The sequence below is a fragment of the Klebsiella sp. 10 genome, assembly GCF_018223925.1.
GTDB lineage: Bacteria > Pseudomonadota > Gammaproteobacteria > Enterobacterales > Enterobacteriaceae > Klebsiella > Klebsiella pneumoniae.
Map to the genome: position 1 here is coordinate 160,229 of NZ_JAGRRB010000002.1, position 17,028 is coordinate 177,256.

General features: G+C 54.5%; 18 protein-coding genes. 10 read left to right on the forward strand and 8 right to left on the reverse strand.

Annotated elements, in window-relative coordinates; translation table 11 throughout:
- Positions 1-37: 37 nt before the first annotated feature.
- Positions 38-682, reverse strand: coding sequence for a TenA family protein (locus KHQ26_RS03715; RefSeq protein WP_002904912.1), 645 nt, complete (start codon positions 680-682; stop codon positions 38-40).
- Positions 682-1,527, reverse strand: coding sequence for a BtpA/SgcQ family protein (locus KHQ26_RS03720; protein ID WP_002904914.1), 846 nt, complete (start codon positions 1,525-1,527; stop codon positions 682-684). The genes KHQ26_RS03715 and KHQ26_RS03720 overlap by 1 nt, the downstream gene beginning before the upstream one ends.
- 26 nt (positions 1,528-1,553) lie before the next feature.
- Here KHQ26_RS03720 and KHQ26_RS03725 point away from each other — a divergent pair, with 26 nt between their 5' ends.
- The gene (locus KHQ26_RS03725) at positions 1,554-2,426 is read left to right on the forward strand and encodes a PfkB family carbohydrate kinase (protein ID WP_004213032.1); all 873 of its coding nucleotides are present in this window, start codon (positions 1,554-1,556) and stop codon (positions 2,424-2,426) included.
- A 1-nt stretch (position 2,427) separates the two neighbouring features.
- Here KHQ26_RS03725 and KHQ26_RS03730 read toward each other — a convergent pair whose 3' ends face one another.
- Positions 2,428-3,381: a substrate-binding domain-containing protein gene (locus KHQ26_RS03730; protein WP_004151648.1), complete on the reverse strand. Its 954-nt coding sequence runs from the start codon at positions 3,379-3,381 to the stop codon at positions 2,428-2,430.
- 345 nt (positions 3,382-3,726) lie between these two features.
- Between KHQ26_RS03730 and KHQ26_RS03735 the strand changes: the two genes are divergently transcribed.
- The 7 genes from KHQ26_RS03735 to KHQ26_RS03765 all read left to right on the forward strand — a co-directional run bounded on the left by KHQ26_RS03735 (position 3,727) and on the right by KHQ26_RS03765 (position 10,432).
- Positions 3,727-4,749 carry a LacI family DNA-binding transcriptional regulator gene (locus KHQ26_RS03735; RefSeq protein ID WP_004176158.1) on the forward strand — a complete coding sequence of 341 codons (1,023 nt, stop codon included), beginning with the start codon at positions 3,727-3,729 and terminating at the stop codon, positions 4,747-4,749.
- A gap of 380 nt (positions 4,750-5,129) precedes the next feature.
- Entirely contained in the window at positions 5,130-5,876 is a 747-nt protein-coding gene (locus KHQ26_RS03740; RefSeq protein WP_029496902.1) for an ATP-binding cassette domain-containing protein, read from the forward strand.
- Between the two features lie 18 nt (positions 5,877-5,894).
- Positions 5,895-6,896, forward strand: coding sequence for an ABC transporter permease (locus KHQ26_RS03745; protein WP_002904978.1), 1,002 nt, complete (start codon positions 5,895-5,897; stop codon positions 6,894-6,896).
- Between the two features lie 3 nt (positions 6,897-6,899).
- Positions 6,900-7,979: a phosphotriesterase family protein gene (locus tag KHQ26_RS03750; RefSeq protein WP_004176149.1), complete on the forward strand. Its 1,080-nt coding sequence runs from the start codon at positions 6,900-6,902 to the stop codon at positions 7,977-7,979.
- 14 nt (positions 7,980-7,993) lie between these two features.
- On the forward strand, positions 7,994-8,749 hold the full coding sequence (locus tag KHQ26_RS03755) for a glutamine amidotransferase (protein ID WP_029496903.1): 756 nt from the start codon (positions 7,994-7,996) through the stop codon (positions 8,747-8,749).
- Entirely contained in the window at positions 8,749-9,891 is a 1,143-nt protein-coding gene (locus tag KHQ26_RS03760; RefSeq protein ID WP_004199916.1) for a M20 family metallopeptidase, read from the forward strand. Before KHQ26_RS03755 ends, KHQ26_RS03760 begins: the two co-directional genes overlap by 1 nt.
- 112 nt (positions 9,892-10,003) lie before the next feature.
- Positions 10,004-10,432 carry a cell envelope integrity protein TolA gene (locus tag KHQ26_RS03765; RefSeq protein ID WP_004179900.1) on the forward strand — a complete coding sequence of 143 codons (429 nt, stop codon included), beginning with the start codon at positions 10,004-10,006 and terminating at the stop codon, positions 10,430-10,432.
- A 104-nt stretch (positions 10,433-10,536) separates the two neighbouring features.
- On the opposite strand, the gene ahlK is transcribed toward KHQ26_RS03765, so the two are convergent.
- Positions 10,537-11,331 carry an N-acyl homoserine lactonase AhlK gene (ahlK, locus tag KHQ26_RS03770; RefSeq protein WP_004218740.1) on the reverse strand — a complete coding sequence of 265 codons (795 nt, stop codon included), beginning with the start codon at positions 11,329-11,331 and terminating at the stop codon, positions 10,537-10,539.
- A gap of 160 nt (positions 11,332-11,491) precedes the next feature.
- Between ahlK and KHQ26_RS03775 the strand changes: the two genes are divergently transcribed.
- Positions 11,492-12,379 carry a LysR family transcriptional regulator gene (locus tag KHQ26_RS03775; RefSeq protein WP_029496904.1) on the forward strand — a complete coding sequence of 296 codons (888 nt, stop codon included), beginning with the start codon at positions 11,492-11,494 and terminating at the stop codon, positions 12,377-12,379.
- 41 nt (positions 12,380-12,420) lie between these two features.
- On the opposite strand, the gene KHQ26_RS03780 is transcribed toward KHQ26_RS03775, so the two are convergent.
- A complete protein-coding gene (locus KHQ26_RS03780; RefSeq protein WP_004176143.1) occupies positions 12,421-13,323 on the reverse strand; it encodes a LysR family transcriptional regulator in 903 nt (300 codons plus the stop codon).
- Between the two features lie 103 nt (positions 13,324-13,426).
- On the opposite strand from KHQ26_RS03780, the gene KHQ26_RS03785 reads away from it, so the two are divergent.
- Complete coding sequence (locus KHQ26_RS03785) at positions 13,427-14,635, forward strand: MFS transporter (RefSeq protein ID WP_004176142.1); 1,209 nt, start codon at positions 13,427-13,429, stop codon at positions 14,633-14,635.
- Positions 14,636-14,692: 57 nt separating this feature from the next.
- On the opposite strand, the gene KHQ26_RS03790 is transcribed toward KHQ26_RS03785, so the two are convergent.
- From KHQ26_RS03790 to KHQ26_RS03800, 3 genes are all read right to left on the reverse strand, one after another.
- A complete protein-coding gene (locus tag KHQ26_RS03790; protein WP_029496905.1) occupies positions 14,693-15,313 on the reverse strand; it encodes a LysE family translocator in 621 nt (206 codons plus the stop codon).
- Between the two features lie 205 nt (positions 15,314-15,518).
- Positions 15,519-16,625 (reverse strand): PTS fructose transporter subunit IIC, encoded by a 1,107-nt coding sequence (locus KHQ26_RS03795; RefSeq protein ID WP_004176140.1) that lies wholly within the window; start codon positions 16,623-16,625, stop codon positions 15,519-15,521.
- 42 nt (positions 16,626-16,667) lie between these two features.
- Complete coding sequence (locus tag KHQ26_RS03800; protein ID WP_004176139.1) at positions 16,668-16,979, reverse strand: PTS fructose transporter subunit IIB; 312 nt, start codon at positions 16,977-16,979, stop codon at positions 16,668-16,670.
- Positions 16,980-17,028: the final 49 nt, after the last annotated feature.

The window sequence follows — 17,028 nt, forward strand, 5'->3', positions numbered from 1 at the left end:
ACGCCGCTTCCGGCGCCTCCTGTTCTTCACCTCGCGGCTACTCCTCGTACGCCGCGTGATGGAAATCAATTTCCCACTGCAGCACCTCGCCGTAAAGCGCCGATAACGCCTGCTTTTCGTCTTCACTCAGCGCCATGGCGCAGCGGTCGAGTTCGTTTTTTAGCCAGAGAGCCTGCTGATAAAATTCGTCCTCCGCGTGCATTTCCACCCAGCGTCGTAAATCAGCATCGCTCTGATAATGTTCGCTCGCCCGTCGGCACCAAAAATAGTACATCCATTCCGCACCGAACATCAGGGTCACAATCTGCTCATAGCTGCCCTCGTGGGCGGTCCGCAGCATACCGTCGCGAAAGCGCCGTACCCCGGGCAAATCATCCGGGTACTCAGCGGGATCGATCTGCCGCGCTGACAACACCTGTTCAAACCACGCGATCTGTATATCAACCAGGGCATTCAGCACGCCAATCAGCCAGCGCTGCTGTTGAATACCCGGCGCTTTGCTGACCCCGAGGGCAAAAATCGCGATTGCCGTCGCGACAAAGTTGCCCTCAAACACCAGATAGCGGTTGAAGACGACTGTCGGCAGACGATCCTGTTCGATATCAGTCACAAACGGGTGCTGCTGCATCGCCTGCCACGCCGGTTGATGTTCGCGCAGCAGGCGTTCGCTAAACGCTTCCATTAAGCTTCCTCCAGCGCGGCCTGCGCGACCGACATAAAATGTTTCACCCGGGCCAGCTCAACATCGTTCCACCAGACGCCATCGACCTTCATTGTACTGGCCACAATGACCCCCTGAGTCCGCCCGAGGATCTGCTTCACGTTAGCCGGTGTCACCCCGGAGCCCACCAGGAGCGGTAGTTCCGTCGCCGCGCGGATCTCGTCAATTTCCGCCATCGTGGCGCTATCGCCCGTACGCTGGCCGGTGGCGATCACCGCGTCAGCCTCGAAGAAATCGACATCGCGCGTCAGTTCCTGAATCGAACGATCGGCGACAATGGCATGGCTACCGTGCTTAACGTGGCTATCGGCAAAAACGCGAATATGTTCAGCGCGCAGCATACTGCGGTAGCGCAGCGTCTTAGCGGCCGCCCCTTCTATAAATCCTTCGTTGGCGATATAGGCGTTGGCCCACTGGTTTACGCGGACGAAATCGGCGCCTCCCGCCAGGGCGATCGCCATTGCCGGGATCGCCGCGTTAGCCAGAACGTTAATGCCCAGCGGCACAGCAAAACGTTCACGAACTTTCTCGGTAATGACCGCCATCAGCGCTGAGGTTTCATGGCCGATATCCTCAGGTTTAGAGAAAGGAATATCGCCATGATTTTCAATAATCAGACCATGAACACCGCCTGAAATATAATTTTCAGCATCGCGAAGCGCACGTTCAACAATATCCGAGACTGATTTTCCTCGATATTTTGGCGAGCCAGGAAATGGGTCGCAATGAATAACACCAATAACAGCCTTGCTTCGTGAAAAAATAGCTTGTATTGCATTCGTTTTTTCTGCTGAGATAGCAACCATCTTATCCATCCTGTTAAGGGAACACTATGCGTGTTTACGTTACTGGTAATATTACCGTAGATGAAACCTGGTCCATTCCGGATATACCGAAAAAAGGAGCCTCCATTCACGGCGTTAAAGTGTCGCAGGATATCGGCGGTAAAGGCGCGAACCAGGCGATTATATTATCCCGCTGCGGAATAGAGACGCGCTTAATTGCCGCCACGGGAAATGACAGCAACGGCGCGTGGATCCGCCAGCAGATAAAAAATGAACCACTGACGCTACTACCCGACGGCCATTTCAATCAACATAGCGATACCTCGATTATTTTAAATAGCGCTGATGGCGACAACGCCATCATTACCACTACGGCGGCGGCCGATACATTCAGCCTGGATGAAATGATTCCGCATATGGCGGATGCCGTCGCTGGCGATATTCTGCTACAGCAGGGCAATTTCTCCCTCGATAAAACGCGGGCGCTGTTCCAGTACGCCAGAAGCCGCGGCATGACGACGGTATTCAACCCCTCACCTGTCAATCCTGACTTTTGCCATCTGTGGCCCCTCATCGACATCGCGGTGGTCAATGAATCCGAGGCCGAGTTGCTCCAGCCATACGGGGTGAAAACCTTAGTGATTACCCAGGGCGCCGCAGGCGCCTGGCTGGTCCAGGAGGGCCAGCGTCAGTTTTGTCCCGCCGTGCCCGCCGAGGCGCTTGATACTACCGGCGCGGGCGACACGTTCCTCGCCGTCATGTTGGCCTCCGCCCTGCTGCGCGGCGTCGCGCCGGATGCGCTGGCGCTCGCGCACGCCAGTCGCGCTGCCGCCATTACGGTTAGCCGCCGGGGGACGCTCAGCGCGTTTCCCGGCAGCCGTGAGCTCGCCGCCCTGTTAACCACGGACGGGGCGCGCTGACCTACTTAAACAGCGGACGGTATGAATCGACGTTCGCTTTGGTTACCACCGTCGCCGGAACCAGAATGGTTTTCGGCACGGTTTTACCCGACGTGATGCTGTTCAGCGCATTCAGGGCTTCGGCGCCCATCTTTTCCGGGTCCTGCTGCAGTACGGCGGTGACGTAGCCGCCGTCAATACCGGAAATCGCCTTCGCCGTCAGATCCCAGCCAAAGACTTTAATATCCTTCTGCCGCCCCTGGTTTTCTACGGCGGCGATAGCGCCGAGCAGCGCGGGTTCGCCGGTGGCATAAATCGCTGTCAGATCCGGATTACCGGTGATCAGGTTTTCCGCCGCGGTCATCGCTTTATCCTGCACATTCTGCCCGTCGACCACGTTAGCGATAGTAATCTTCGGATTGCTTTTCAGCGTCTCTTCGAACCCTTTCTGCCGCTGGTTCTGAATGGCCGAATTCAGCGCGCCGACTATACCCAGTCGCGCCTGGCCGCCCATCTCTTTCTGCACGTAGTCCACGAAGTATTGACCGATAATTCTGCCGCCTTCAATATTATCAACGCCGACCTGAGCTGCCTGTGGCCCGGCCGGTAATACGGCATCAATCGCAATCACCGGAATGTTTGCGGCGGCGGCTTCTTTAACCGCTGGCATGATCCCGTTAACGTCGATAGCAGCAACCAGAATGCCTTTAACGCCTTGCTGAATATAGTTTTCTATCGCGTCGTTTTGCGCCACGGGATTATCGTTAGAGTTAAAAATAACTAAATCCTTGCCACTGGCTTTGGCCGCATCTTGTGCGCCTTTATTCATCAGATTAAAGAACAGCGCCTGTTGGTTGATTTGTACCAGCGCATAAGTCGGACCGGCAGCGCTGGCGGCAGAAATAAAACTCATTGATGCCAGCATGGTCGTGGCGACAGCAAGTAAACGCAGTTTTCCGGTGTGAAATAACATCATCAGTATCCTCGTCGGGAATAGTTGATAGCCAGCAGAGTTCCGCGCCGCATGCGAACGCAGAAGGATTATTTTTTTGGCGGGCAAATATCGTCTATATCGCCAGAACAATCATTGAACGTTCGGCGGATACCTGCTTAATGTCATCCCGGCAACCGGTCCGTGTCGGTGCGCGACTGGAATAACTTAAACGGGGTTGGGAATGACTTCCCGGATGATGCGGTAAACTGCCTATACAATTCTCTGCTGATTAAAATTTGTCAAGCATTTATTTTTGGTGATTGTTCGCAGAGAAATTGCTGTATCCACCGCGCTTAACTATGTTACAGATAGCCGATTCTGGCAGAAATGGCGCAGGAAATGAGTATAAAACGTGTATTGTTATCCGATGTGGCAAAGCTGGCCGGGCTGTCGAAGGCGACCCTGTCGCGCTATATGAACAACAGTATTGTGCTGCCGCAGGACACCATCGACCGCATCGAAACCGCCATTCGCGAACTGGACTATCGCGGCAATAGCCTGGCACGCCGTCTTAGCAAAGGCGGCAGCGAAACGCTTGGCCTGGTGCTTCCCGATATTACCAACCCCTTCTTTGCCGAACTGGCCGACGCAGCCGAAGAGGCCGCTTCTGCCAGCGGCTACAGCCTGGTGCTGTGTATCACCCGCAACAATCCGGAAAAAGAGTGCCAGTTCATTCGCTGGCTGGATACCTGCCAGGTCGACGGTCTGCTGTTCACCACCAACCGCCCCGATAATGGCCTGCTGCGCAAGGAAGTCCAGCGTCACGAACGGATTGTCCTGCTGGATGAAGATATTCCCGGCAGTAAGGTACCGAAAGTGTTTGCCGATAACGTCCAGGGCGGGCGGATCGCCACCGAAAAACTGATCGCCGCCGGGCATCGCCATATCGCTTTCGTCGGTGGCCCGGACAAGCTGATGAGCGTCCGCGAGCGCTATCAGGGCTTTTGCACCGCGATGGAGCAAGCGGGCCTGAGCTGGCCGCCCGAATGGGTGATGTATGGCGACTACCAGCGCGAGTTTGGCCAGCAAGCGTTGCGGTACCTGTTCAGCCAACAGGTTCGCCCTACCGCCGTCTTCGCTGCCAGCGACTATCTGGTGCTCGGTCTGCTCGACGGCTTGCGCGCCAGTGGGCTCCAGGCGCCAGAGGCGCTATCGTTAGTCGGCTTCGATGACGCCAACTATGCCGATTTTACCCAGCCGCGGATCTCCACTATCCGTCAGCCCGCCCGCGAACTGGGCCGCACTGCGGTGAACATCATGATGCGCCTGCTAAACGACGATCCGGATATCCCTGCGGAAACCCGCCTGCCGGTTGAATGGATTGGCCGCGACTCGATCAAGATTTGTTAAGCCCGTCCCAAAATGGCGCAAAAGCGCCCGCTTTTGGCGCAAAAAACGATCAATTAACAATTTATTCACTATAATCAGTAAACCGGTTTACCGGATTGTATTCAATTAAGTGTATTGAATACATAAGGTTAAGTTACAGGGCTGCTGTGTGGTTACTGCCCTGGCACGGATGCTGCAATGTTCTTACTGGCGAACAAATATCTTACATAGCGTTTGTCCTGACTGCACTGGCGAGTGCTCTGGTCCGCAGGTAAACCGGTTTACTAGATTGTAAACCGTGTCGGATAGAGTCTCTCCCGCAGGATGGCGAACATTTTCCCGGCCACAGCGATGGGAGTTATCAGATGCAGCAGCCACAAACTACCCCGCCAAGGGTAGAGATGATCAATATCACCAAGACCTACGGGTCGATACGCTCATTGCGCGGAGTCAACCTTGAGCTGGCCCCGGGCGAAGTGCTGGGCTTAGTGGGCGATAACGGCGCGGGGAAATCCACCTTGACCAAAGTGCTCTCTGGCGCGGTGATCCCCTCCAGCGGCACGATTCGTATCGACGGTGAACAGCAACAGTTTACGAATCCGGCCGATTCACGCCGTTGCCATATCGAGATGGTCTACCAGGATCTGTCGCTCTGTGACACGGTCGATGTCGCGGGCAATCTGTTTATGGGCCGTGAGCCGATGAAATCGGTCCTCGGCATCCCCTTTCTCGACGAGGCCAAAATGCACGCCGATGCCAGAGAGATGCTTAAAGGGCTCGGGATCTCCATTCCGGATACCCGGCTGCTGGTGCGAAATCTCTCCGGCGGCCAGCGCCAGGCTATAGCCATCGCCCGCGCCGCGGCCTTTGACCCGAAAGTGCTGATTATGGATGAACCCACCGCCGCGCTGGCCGTCGCGGAAGTTGAAGCGGTTCTGGAGCTCATTCGCCGCGTTTCCGCTCGCGGGGTGAGCGTGATTCTGATTACCCACCGCCTGCAGGACCTGTTCCTGGTCTGCGACCGGATCATGGTGATGTATGAAGGTACCAACGTCGCCGACAGACGGGTGTCCGACACCAGCCTGAGCGATATCGTTAACCTGATTGTGGGCGAAAAATTCACCGCCCGCTCTGCGGCAACACATTGAGGTAACAGGATGAGTATCATGAATTTAAGCAGCTCACGCATGATCCAGCATTCGCTGCCGCGCCGCCTGCTGCATAACCATTCAGGCGTAGTCAGCATCGCGCTCTTTTTCGTCTTCTGCTGCGTGGTGTTTTCGCTGATCACCAGCAACTTTCTCACCGGCACCAACTGGCTCAACATTATCCGTCAGAGCGCCCCGCTGCTGATCGTCGCGACGGCAATGACTCTGGTCATTACCACCGGCGGTATCGATCTGTCGGTAGGCTCCACCCTGGCGCTGGTCGGCGCGCTCTCCGCTATCGCCCTGAATAGCTGGGGTCTGCCGTGGCCGGTGGTACTCCTCGGCGGCCTGCTGCTAGGCGGATTCGTTGGTGCCATCAACGGCTTCTTTATTGCCTATGAGGGCATTCCGGCGTTTATCGTCACGCTCGCCACCCTGGCCGTAGTTCGCGGCATCGCGCTGCTGGTCACCCAGGGCTACTCGATTCCGGTGCCGGCTGACAGCCTGTTTACCTTTATCGGACGCGCGTGGGTCGTCGGAATCCCCATGCCCGCACTGCTCGGCATTCTGATTCTGCTGATCGGGCATATCGTTCTCAACCATATGCGCTTTGGCCGCTACGTGACCGCCATCGGCGCTAACGCCGAAGGCGCGCGGCGCAGCGGCATTAACACCAAAGCGGTCACCATGAAGGTCTATATCATCAGCGGAATGGCCGCCGCGCTGGCGGGGATGATCATTACCGCACGCCTCGGCAGCGGCTCCTCCAACCAGGGCGAAGGCTTTGAACTGCAGGTCATTGCTGCCGTTGTGCTAGGCAGCACCAGTCTGTTTGGCGGCTTCGGAACTATTATTGGCACGCTGCTGGGCGCACTGTCGATTGCGGTCATTCAGAACGGGCTGATCCTGTCGCATATTTCGCCGTTTTACACCCAGATAGCCACCGGCACCATTATCCTGCTGGCTATCTGGCTGAACACCCGCATTCTCAACCCGACGCGCTCCGCGGCAAAAGGATAGCTGATGAAAGGATCAATTTTTCGCCATCCCTCCCCGCTGCCGGTTGGCGTTAGCAGCGGTTACGTAATGACTGTGCTTGGCCCACTGCCGATTAACGAAATGGGCGTTACTCTGATGCATGAGCATATTCTGCTGGATGCCTCCGGCAAATGGGTGCCGCCCTGCTGCTGCAGCGATCGCCATCTTGCCGAAATGCCGGTGAAAATGGAAAACCTTGGCGAACTGTCGCTCAACCCGCTGATGAGCCGCGATAACTGTCAGCTGTTTGATGTCGACGTTGCGATTGACGAGCTGACTAAATATCGCGCCCTTGGCGGAGAAACGGTAGTCGACCCGACCAATATCGGCATTGGCCGCGATCCGAAAGCGCTGGCGCGCATCGCGCGGCTGACCGGTCTGAACATCATTATGGGTACCGGGCTCTATCTGGAACCTTCGCACCCTGAGTGGGTAAAAATCAGCAGCGTCGAACAGCTGACCGAACGGCTGATTTACGATCTTGGCGGCGCGGAGGAGAAACCGGAGGTGCTCGCCGGGCTCATCGGCGAAATCGGTATCTCCAGCCGCTTTACGCCGGATGAGGAGAAATCCCTGCGCGCTGCGGGTCGGGCCAGCGCCGCGACCGGCGTGCCGATCGAGGTCCATCTGCCCGGCTGGGAGCGGCTGGGCCATCGGGTGCTGGATATTCTCGAGCAGGAAGGCGCCGATTTACGCCATACCGTGCTGTGCCATATGAATCCCAGCTTTGCCGATAAGCGCTACCAGCGCGAACTGGCGCAGCGCGGGGCGTTTCTCGAATACGACATGATTGGCATGAGCTATTACTACGCCGACGAGTCGGCGCAGTCGCCCTCCGACGAGGAGAACGCCCGCGCGATCCGCGAGCTGATTGACGACGGCTACATCCAGCAAATTCTGCTGTCGCAGGACGTCTTCCTGAAAACCATGCTCACCCGCTACGGCGGCCACGGTTATGGCTACATACTCAAGCATTTTGTTCCCCGTCTGCGGCGCCACGGCGTCAGCGGCGAACAACTTGAAACCTTAATGATTGGAAACCCCCAGCGGGTCTTTGGCGGATAAAAGGAAACGTCATCATGCAGAAAAAAATCTTACTGGTCGGTGAGTCCTGGACCAGCACGTCAACGCACGTTAAAGGCTTCGACCAGTTTGCCACCGCCACCTGGCACACCGGCGCAACGGACTTTCTGGCCGCGCTCGCCGACAGTCCCTATGCCATTACCTATATGCCCGCCCACGCGGCGGCGACCGACTTTCCGCTGACGCTGGAAGCGCTGCAGGAGTGGGATGCGATTGTTCTCTCGGACATTGGCGCCAATACGCTGCTGCTGCATCCGGACACCTGGCTGAAGAGCCGCCGAACCGCCAACCGTTTAACGCTCCTGCATGATTATGTGGCCGGCGGGGGGGCGCTGATGATGATCGGCGGCTATTACAGCTTCCAGGGAATCAACGGCGGCGCGCGCTACCGCCATACCGAGGTGGAGAAAGTGCTGCCGGTACGCTGCCTGGCCTGGGACGATCGCATTGAAACCCCGGAAGGCTGCTATGCCGAAGTGACGGAGTCTCACCCCCTGTTTAACGATATTCCGGGCGAATGGCCGTGGCTGCTGGGCTATAACGAAGTTGAAATGCACCCGGAAGGCAAACTGCTGGCGACCGTGGCCGGTACCGGTCATCCGCTGTTGGCTGTTCGCGAATATCAGCAGGGACGCTCGCTGGTGTGGACCAGCGACATGTCGGCGCACTGGCTGCCGGAAGAGTTTGCCAAATGGCCCGGCTATCGCCAGCTGTGGATTAACTGCCTCGACTGGCTGACGGAACGCCGCTGATGACCGCGACTCTTGAGCTCGCCCGGCAGCTGCTGGGCTTTAACACCATCAACCCGCCGGGCAGCGAAGCCGACTGCATGCGGTTCTTCGCCGACTGGCTTGATGATAGCGGTTTTGAGGTTTCGCTGTCGTCGTTCGGCGAAGGACGCTGCAATCTTATCGCCAGCCTGCCCGGGGCGAAGAGCGGTAAACCGCTGGCCTTTACCGGACATCTGGATACCGTCCCGCTGGGAAATGCCCGCTGGCAGTACGATCCTTTCGGCTCGCAGATGGAAGACGGGCGTCTTTATGGCCGCGGATCCAGCGATATGAAAGCGGCGATAGCGGCGTTTGCCGTCGCCTGCGTTCATCAGCGGGAAGCGATCCTCGCCGGACGCGGCGCGGTATTGCTGATAACCGGCGGAGAAGAGACCGGCTGCGACGGCGCGCGGGCGCTGATCGCCTCCGCAACGTTGCCGGAGGTGGGCGCGCTGATCGTCGGTGAACCCACCGCCAACTATCCGGTTATCGGCCATAAAGGCGCGCTCTGGCTACGCTGCGAAACGCGGGGGAAAACCGCCCACGGCGCGATGCCGGAGCTGGGGATCAATGCTATTTATCTTGCGGCGGATGCGTTGGGTAAGATTCAGCATTTTTCGCCAGGCGCGCCGCATCCGCTAATGAAGCAACCCACCCTCAACGTCGGACGCATAGAAGGCGGACTCAATATTAATTCCGTACCGGACCGCACGCGTTTTGATGTCGATATCCGCAGCGCGCCCAATTTACAGCACGCCACTATCCGGGAGCGCTTGACGACGCTGCTTGGCGAAAGCGTCACCGTCTCCACGCTGGTCGACCTGCCCGCCGTCCTCAGCCGGGAGGATCATGCGTGGATTAAGCAGGTTTATCAACGCTGTCAGCCGCTGCACGCTGAGCCGATTGCGCCGCGCGTGGTGCCCTACTTTACCGACGCCTCGCTGCTGCTGCCTGCATTGGGCGATCCGCCCTGTATTATTCTCGGCCCCGGCGAGCCGTCGATGGCGCATCAAACCGACGAATACTGCCTGCTCAGCCGACTGGCGGAGGCCGAACAGCTATACGGTGACATCATTCGCGACTGGATGGCATCACCGCCCGCGACGAAAGTAAAAAATGAGTGACACTGTCACTGAAAGCGCGTGCCATGCAATTCAGCGTTTGAATAATATCGCGGAATAACAGAGGATAACCGCCTCGTACACGACGGTATCACCACCAGCAAGGAGGCTTAGCATGTCCGTGAAAACCAACGCTGTGCTCGTTTGCACCCTCTCTTTACTCCTTTCCGCCTGCTCGGGTCGTGCTTCTGCGCCGGGCAGCGCCGAAGACGCTAAAATATCGGCTGAAGTGGATAAGATACTTCGCGATTATCAAACGGGTTCCGATACTTCACCCCAGGCCAATGCCTCACGCTATCTGGCACGGATCCAGGCGGCTATCTTCGCTAACATAGACCAGCCGGCCTCCTGGCAAGGGCAAAAATGCTCGGTGCGCTTTATGCTGCAGCGTGACGGGACGGTGCAGGATCCAACGGTCGAGAGCGGCGATCGGCCATTCTGCGCGCAGGTGATGTCCGCGCTGAAAAAAGCCAACATCCCGCCCGCGCCGGACGAAAAAACCTATCAAACCTTCAGTCATGTCGTGCTGGACGTGAAGCCCTGAGCTTGCCCGCAGAAATGGCCCCGGCCATCACCAGGGCCATTTCGAACAAGATAAGCTGACAGCCCTGCTTAACAGACGCTTTTTGGCGATCAGCGAGGAATGATTCAATAGTAACAGGCTGGCGCAAGCCTGTTTTTTTTCCATTCTTCAGGATCGTGGCCGGGTATGAATACCGCATGATATCGCTCGGTAAGCTGACGCAGCTTTCGCACAGACTGAGCGACATCAGTAGCAGACGTCATTAGCCCCGGGAGCGCCTTCTCATGGTAATGATCTAAGGTATAAGCCGCATCAATCGCTAGCGTAAAATTTGTACCACCCGGTAAGCGGATAAGAAAAGATTGATGGCCCGGTGAATGCCCTGGGGTGAAAATACATTGTAACGTGCCATCACCGTAAAGGTCATAGTGATCATCGGACAACCCGTTCAGAAATAGCCAGTTAAGTTGGGGACGATCGAAATCGCGTCGGCAATAGGCTCCCGAAGTAAACCAGTCAGGGGCAAAGGCATATTCATACTCTTGCCTCTGGACAACATGCGTAGCATGGGGGAAGCGACCAATTGCTCCCGTATGATCAGAGTGCAAATGGGACAGGACCACATAGCGGATATCCTCAGGAGCAATGCCAATCCTCTTAAGTTGTTCCACGCAACCCTGTTCTTCTGACATCACCGGTTTAAACTGCTCTACAGCACTTCCCCAATAACCGCTGGGATCTTTCAATCCTTCGACAGCCAGACCGCCGTCAATCAGCGTAAACCCATCCGGATGGGTCAGCAGAAACCAGGGGACAGGGATCTCATAATGCTCTCCCACGCCCTGATTCATCCGGATATGCTGATATCGACAATGCTGTGTTCCTGACTGGAACATGAAAAGCTTTATCTCTGGCATCATTATTTTCCACCAATAAATCAATTAAATAGATTGAAATTTAGCCTGACTCAGGCCTTGAGTCTGGATTTTTCATCATTTCGCAGTAAAGCAGTAGATACCTGTCCCCACTTACATTTATCGGTAAAGCCAATATAATTGGTGAATGGATCTCTTCTCAGCAATGCGCATATTTATCAGGGTGGTTGAACGGGGCAGCATGTCGGCTGCAGCCCGCGATCTCGGTATTGGCCAGCCCGCCGTGAGTGAAAGAATAGAAAAACTGGAAGCTCATCTTGGGACACGTTTGCTTAGGCGCAACACGCGTAACATGTCTCTAACGCAAAGCGGTAACGTGTTTTATGAGCGAAGCAAAACGGCCGTTCAGGCGGCAGAGCATGCTCTTTCTGTGAATGAGGAAAATCAGGGGCTGCAAGGCAAAATCCGTATTGCCGCGCCCTATTCCGCCGGAGAAAGCCTGCTGATGCCTGCATTGTTGCAGCTTCAGAACGAGCATCCGGCGCTGCAGGTCGATGTCATTTTTAACGACCGCGTCATTAATCCCGTCACCGAGGGGGTCGATTTATCGCTGAGATTAGGTGATGTCTCCGAAGGTTTTTTTGTCGCACGCCCGCTTGGCACCGTGCGCAGAGTGTTACTCGCCTCTCCGGCTCTGCTGGCGAAAATGGGTCATCCTGACACGCCGGATGCGCTGACAGATTATCCATTTGCTGCTGTTTCCGGTGTATTCGCCAGTAATCGCATTCAATTGGTCGCTTCCGAAGATCAACTCATTAATGTTCCCGTCAATATTCAATTTCAGTCCACGCACTGGCGGAGTGTCCTCTCCTGGTTATTAGCGGGACATGCCATTGGTGTTTTGCAAAGTCCGGTTTGCAGAAAAGAAATTGCAGACGGCGCGCTCATCCCCCTCTTAAGCCACTATCCGATCCCGCCATTTAGTGCCTGGTTGCTCCATCCACCAGCTGGGATGATGTCGTATGAAACGCGAATTTGTGCCTCCCTGCTGGAGGGCTATCTCAGAGATTTGTTGCTTGAGCCGGCCGGCTGAATAAAACAGCGCCGCCCTGGCGCGCTGAAGATGGCCTCTTGTTAATGACTCAATCTCTGATGCATGAAATCAATAAGCGCTCTTGTTTTTGCCGGCAAGTAACGCCGATCTGAATACAGAGCGAACAATTGCAAGGGGGCTGCCGATTGTTCAAATTCAATCTCGATTAACCGCCCATCATCAATATAGGGTTGGCAGGCTTGTTTCGACAGGATGGCAAAACCGACACCTGAGATGGCCGCTCGCCCTGCCATCTCTCCGCTGTTGACCCGATAACGACCGTTAACCTTGATCGTCTCGAATCCGCCCTTTTTATTCACAAACTGCCAGGGAGCGCCTTTAAGCGCATTCACCGTTGTAATACAGGGTAACTCTTCAAATTGCTGTATTCGAGAAGGCGTGCCATAACGCTGGATGACGGAGGGGGCCGCAACGATGGTGCAAGGGATCGTCACCAGATGACGGGCGATGTAGTCACTGTCATCCATCTGACCACGGCTAACAATGACAGCTAAATCCAGATCATCTCGCAGGGATTCATAACCCGACAAATTTGTGACGCAACTCATCTCCAGATCCGGATGCTGACAGGCGAAATCAGCAACAACAGAGCCCAGCAATACAGGACCGATTTCATTGGGAATACAGATACGTAATGGCCCCTTGAATTGCATTTGTCGCAACGTTAATTCGGTTTCAGTTTGCTCAAGTGCTTCCAGTAATGGCTTCGCCCGGGTATAGAGTAGATGCCCAGCCTGTGTGAGCTTCATATGTCGGGTACTGCGCTCAATGAGCTGAAGGTTCAGTTTGTCTTCTAACTGAGAAATGCAACGGCTCACATTTGATGTCGGCATTTCCAGGGCTTTCGATGCCCCGACAAAACTGTCTCTTTCCACCACAGCAATGAAGATTTTCAGCGCATTAAAGTCAAGAACTGGCCGCATCAACTATCCCACATATGATAATAATGAGTGCCATTTTTACCATCTAATCGACAAGTTTGATAGCAGTTAAGCTAGGATATCTTTCATCCACAGGTCGCTTGCTATGCCACTGGTCACCACAACATTTAATCAAAAGACGCTCATTCGGATTGCTATGGTAATCGCTTTTGTCCAGTTTACTAATGCGCTGGAATATATGATGTTCAGCCCTGTTTTTACATTTATGGCTGCAGATTTCGCTGTTCCCGTCACCTTCTCAGGCTATGTATCCGGTATGTACACATCTGGAGCCGTCCTGTCGGGAATTATCGCCTTTTACTGGATTGATCGTTGCAATAAGAAGCATTTTTTAATCGCTAATATGGTACTGCTAGCCATGGCGACACTGTTGACGACATTCACTACCAGTTTTCCTCTTCTTCTTACATTGCGCTTCTTCGCAGGACTGGTTGGCGGTACGACAATGGCTGTGGGGATCACTATTTTGATAAACCACACACCGGCTGACTTGCGCGGAAAAATGTTGGCGACGGTGATTGCGTCATTTTCGATGGTCAGCATCGTGGGGATGCCCGCTGTACTATTTTTGTGTACTCATTACGGTTGGCATGTCGCGTTGTGGTTAATTTGTACACTGTGTTGGTTGGCATTGCCACTGATCGTCTCCATCATCCCTCAGGATCCCGTCACTTTCGACACGTCCCACGCGCTGCCCCTCGATGTAGATACTTTACTGTTTGCTTCCGGTAATGCGCTGGTACAGTTTAGTCCAATGCTGATCATTCCTGTCCTGGCGCCATTAATGACGCAGCTGTTGGGGGCTTCTCAAGGTCTGCTGCCCTGGTTGTTCTTCGGCGGGGGCCTGGCGGGGTATCTGTCTACCAGAATGACAGGCGCATTAACCTCTCGTGTTTCTGCTTTGAGTTTGGCGACCGGGTCGACCCTCGTTTTTATCCTGAGCTTACTGATACCCGTGATGGGCTATCCGCATCCAGCGCTATTTATTACGTTATTTCTCGGCGCAGCTTACAGTCGTCTGGTGTCATCGTCGGCGGTGACGATTCAGTTTCCTGATAACAAGCAACGAGCGGGATTCTCTTCATTACAGACATCCATGATGTATCTGATGACAACTGCCGCATTTTTCCTGTCTGCTTTTTTGTTACCCGACCATCGCATGGCGCTACAAAATATGGATACGCTGTTGGCGGTATGTGCAATTACCGCATCAGGAACCCCAATTATTGTCATCGTTTTGCAAAAGAAACTGGCTAAACGTACGTTCGAGCCCGATCGTTTCACCACTGAGTAGTACTCCACGGGTTGCTCATTTTTTAAGGCAAAAACAGGGGCATACGCCCCTGCGTGACTACCGCCGACTCATGGCCAGCTTCGCGGCAAACAACAGAAACAGGCAGCCGGTCGTCCGATCCATCCATTTCACTACGGCCGGTTTTTTCAGGATACCGGCGGCATAGCGAGTGGCGGTAATCAGCGTTAACGACCACAGCGTACCAATCAATACATGGATAGCGACCAGGAGAAAAGTCCAGCTCACGGGTGAATGCCCGGCGGGGATAAACTGAGGTAAAAACGAAACGTAGAAGACGCCCATTTTGGGGTTAAGCACATTCCCCAGCATCCCACGCAGGAACCAGTTACTCGTGGAATCTGATTCGGCCGGGTGGGTGTTAAATTGCTGGCGTGGTCGCAGGAGCATCTGGATGCCCAGCCAGCAAAGGTATCCTGCTCCGCACCATTTCAATAAGGTATAAGCCAACTCAGAAACCGCCAGTAGCGCACCTAAACCAAAGGCCACCAGCGCGCCCCAGATAAAGCACCCGAGATCGATGCCTAACGCGGCATGCAAGGCTTTGCGTCCCCCTTCAGCAGTCGCCGTGCGGAGAATAAGAGCAGTATCAAGACCTGGCGTCAGGGTAAGCAGTGTAGCAGCGAGGGTGTAAGCAAGAAGTGAATCAGTGACGAGCATTTCCTGTCTCCGAAAGAGACAAGGCTACTGAAGGGTTCACATTTTTGCAACAAGATTATTTCCCCTGATCTTCTGCTTACCCTGCTCCATTTTTCTTCGGGGATGACAGATGCAAAGAGTAGCCCATGACTAAGTAATGCTTAGTCATGGGCTGATGTTCTTACAGGAAGGGCTTAATGTTGATTTAAAATAACCCTGGGATACGTTAGCTCACTTTAATATCATCCAGGTCGATATCCTCTTCTTCGTAATCATTATCAACAATCACGTCGCGAGGGATATCTTTTTTGATGACGGCATAGACCGTGGCGGTAACAACGATATTCACCAGCAGGGCCATGATGCCTGCCATCGGATGTGACATCGTGGGGATCATCAATACTCCACCAAAAGGAACCGTCGCATCCGCACCATAGACCATGGTGACCGCCCCGCCGCACGCGCCGCCGATAGCCGCCGCCGCGATACCGCGCACAATATCATTCATGACGATCGGGATAGAACCCTCAACGATATTCACAATCCCCATCGGAACCGCCGATTTTAAGGTTTCCACTTCTTCACGGTTATAGATATTTTTACGCAGCAGTTTGGCAATAAAGAAAGCCAGGCCAAATCCGATAGGCGTAGCGGTGTTAACTAACTGAAGTGCGGTAATGGGTTCATTTATCCCCTGCGCCTGCAGGGTCAGCACGAAAGCAAAGCATGTCTTATTCAGCGGGCCGCCAAAGTCAACAATACACAATGCGCCTATGACTGCGCCTAACACCAAATTCGACGACGTGCCCATGCTTCTCAGGAAAGACGTAAGCGCTTCCGTAAAGATACCGATAGGCGTACCGATGATATAGACCATAATCAGGCAGCTGATAATGGAGGCAAAAAAGGGAACGATCAGCGTCGGCATCAACCCGCGGGCCCAGTCAGGCACCTTGACGTTTTTAATGATCGCCAGCGCAATATACCCCGCAATATAGCCACCAATCATCCCACCGATAAAGCCTGCGCTTATGGTATTCGCCGCCAGCCCGACGACAAATCCTGGCGCGATGCCTGGTTTGCCGGCGATCGAGCCAGATATTCCCACGGCAATCACCACCGGCAACAGCCCAAGCGCCTTGGCGCCCAGGGTGGCCATCGCCTGCCATACATCAAATTGTCCCGGAGTTAACGTGTCCTGCACCGTTCCGCCAAGCCCCATGCCGATGGCGATAATAAACCCAGAGCCACAGACAATGGGGATCAGAAACGAGATAGCGGTCAGCAGATGTCCTTTAGGGTTTGCTGCTTGCCATATTTGTTTTAGAGACATAAGTCACGCCCTTTAATGTAGAGTCGCCAGGCCGAAATAAAATTATGAATTGACTATTTCACTGAGTTTTTCAATCAACTTATTGGGGGATTTGACTGCCGTTTCCGTCGCGACTTTAACGACTTTCTTGCCGGCAAATCTCTCCTCGCCCGTTACTTTGACATCGGCAGCAAGCAGGACAATATCTGCTGCGGCAATCTCATCAGCGGTTAACGGGTTCTCAATGCCGATGGTTCCTTGCGTCTCGATTTTAACGTTATGTCCGGCTTTTTTAGCCGCAGTTTCAATTTTCTTTTGCGCAATATAGGTATGTGCAATCCCCACCGTGCAGGCGGTAACGCCGACAATATTCATAATGTTTCTCCGTTAATTAATTTAATAAATTACAAATCGATATTAGCAA

Bases quoted from the DNA above. Each gene is read 5' to 3' on its own strand.
- KHQ26_RS03715 (WP_002904912.1), bottom strand. From the start codon at position 682: ATGGAAGCGTTTAGCGAACGCCTGCTGCGCGAACATCAACCGGCGTGG.
- KHQ26_RS03720 (WP_002904914.1), bottom strand. From the start codon at position 1,527: ATGGTTGCTATCTCAGCAGAAAAAACGAATGCAATACAAGCTATTTTT.
- KHQ26_RS03725 (WP_004213032.1), top strand. From the start codon at position 1,554: ATGCGTGTTTACGTTACTGGTAATATTACCGTAGATGAAACCTGGTCC.
- KHQ26_RS03730 (WP_004151648.1), bottom strand. From the start codon at position 3,381: ATGATGTTATTTCACACCGGAAAACTGCGTTTACTTGCTGTCGCCACG.
- KHQ26_RS03735 (WP_004176158.1), top strand. From the start codon at position 3,727: ATGGCGCAGGAAATGAGTATAAAACGTGTATTGTTATCCGATGTGGCA.
- KHQ26_RS03740 (WP_029496902.1), top strand. From the start codon at position 5,130: ATGATCAATATCACCAAGACCTACGGGTCGATACGCTCATTGCGCGGA.
- KHQ26_RS03745 (WP_002904978.1), top strand. From the start codon at position 5,895: ATGAATTTAAGCAGCTCACGCATGATCCAGCATTCGCTGCCGCGCCGC.
- KHQ26_RS03750 (WP_004176149.1), top strand. From the start codon at position 6,900: ATGAAAGGATCAATTTTTCGCCATCCCTCCCCGCTGCCGGTTGGCGTT.
- KHQ26_RS03755 (WP_029496903.1), top strand. From the start codon at position 7,994: ATGCAGAAAAAAATCTTACTGGTCGGTGAGTCCTGGACCAGCACGTCA.
- KHQ26_RS03760 (WP_004199916.1), top strand. From the start codon at position 8,749: ATGACCGCGACTCTTGAGCTCGCCCGGCAGCTGCTGGGCTTTAACACC.
- KHQ26_RS03765 (WP_004179900.1), top strand. From the start codon at position 10,004: ATGTCCGTGAAAACCAACGCTGTGCTCGTTTGCACCCTCTCTTTACTC.
- ahlK (WP_004218740.1), bottom strand. From the start codon at position 11,331: ATGATGCCAGAGATAAAGCTTTTCATGTTCCAGTCAGGAACACAGCAT.
- KHQ26_RS03775 (WP_029496904.1), top strand. From the start codon at position 11,492: ATGCGCATATTTATCAGGGTGGTTGAACGGGGCAGCATGTCGGCTGCA.
- KHQ26_RS03780 (WP_004176143.1), bottom strand. From the start codon at position 13,323: ATGCGGCCAGTTCTTGACTTTAATGCGCTGAAAATCTTCATTGCTGTG.
- KHQ26_RS03785 (WP_004176142.1), top strand. From the start codon at position 13,427: ATGCCACTGGTCACCACAACATTTAATCAAAAGACGCTCATTCGGATT.
- KHQ26_RS03790 (WP_029496905.1), bottom strand. From the start codon at position 15,313: ATGCTCGTCACTGATTCACTTCTTGCTTACACCCTCGCTGCTACACTG.
- KHQ26_RS03795 (WP_004176140.1), bottom strand. From the start codon at position 16,625: ATGTCTCTAAAACAAATATGGCAAGCAGCAAACCCTAAAGGACATCTG.
- KHQ26_RS03800 (WP_004176139.1), bottom strand. From the start codon at position 16,979: ATGAATATTGTCGGCGTTACCGCCTGCACGGTGGGGATTGCACATACC.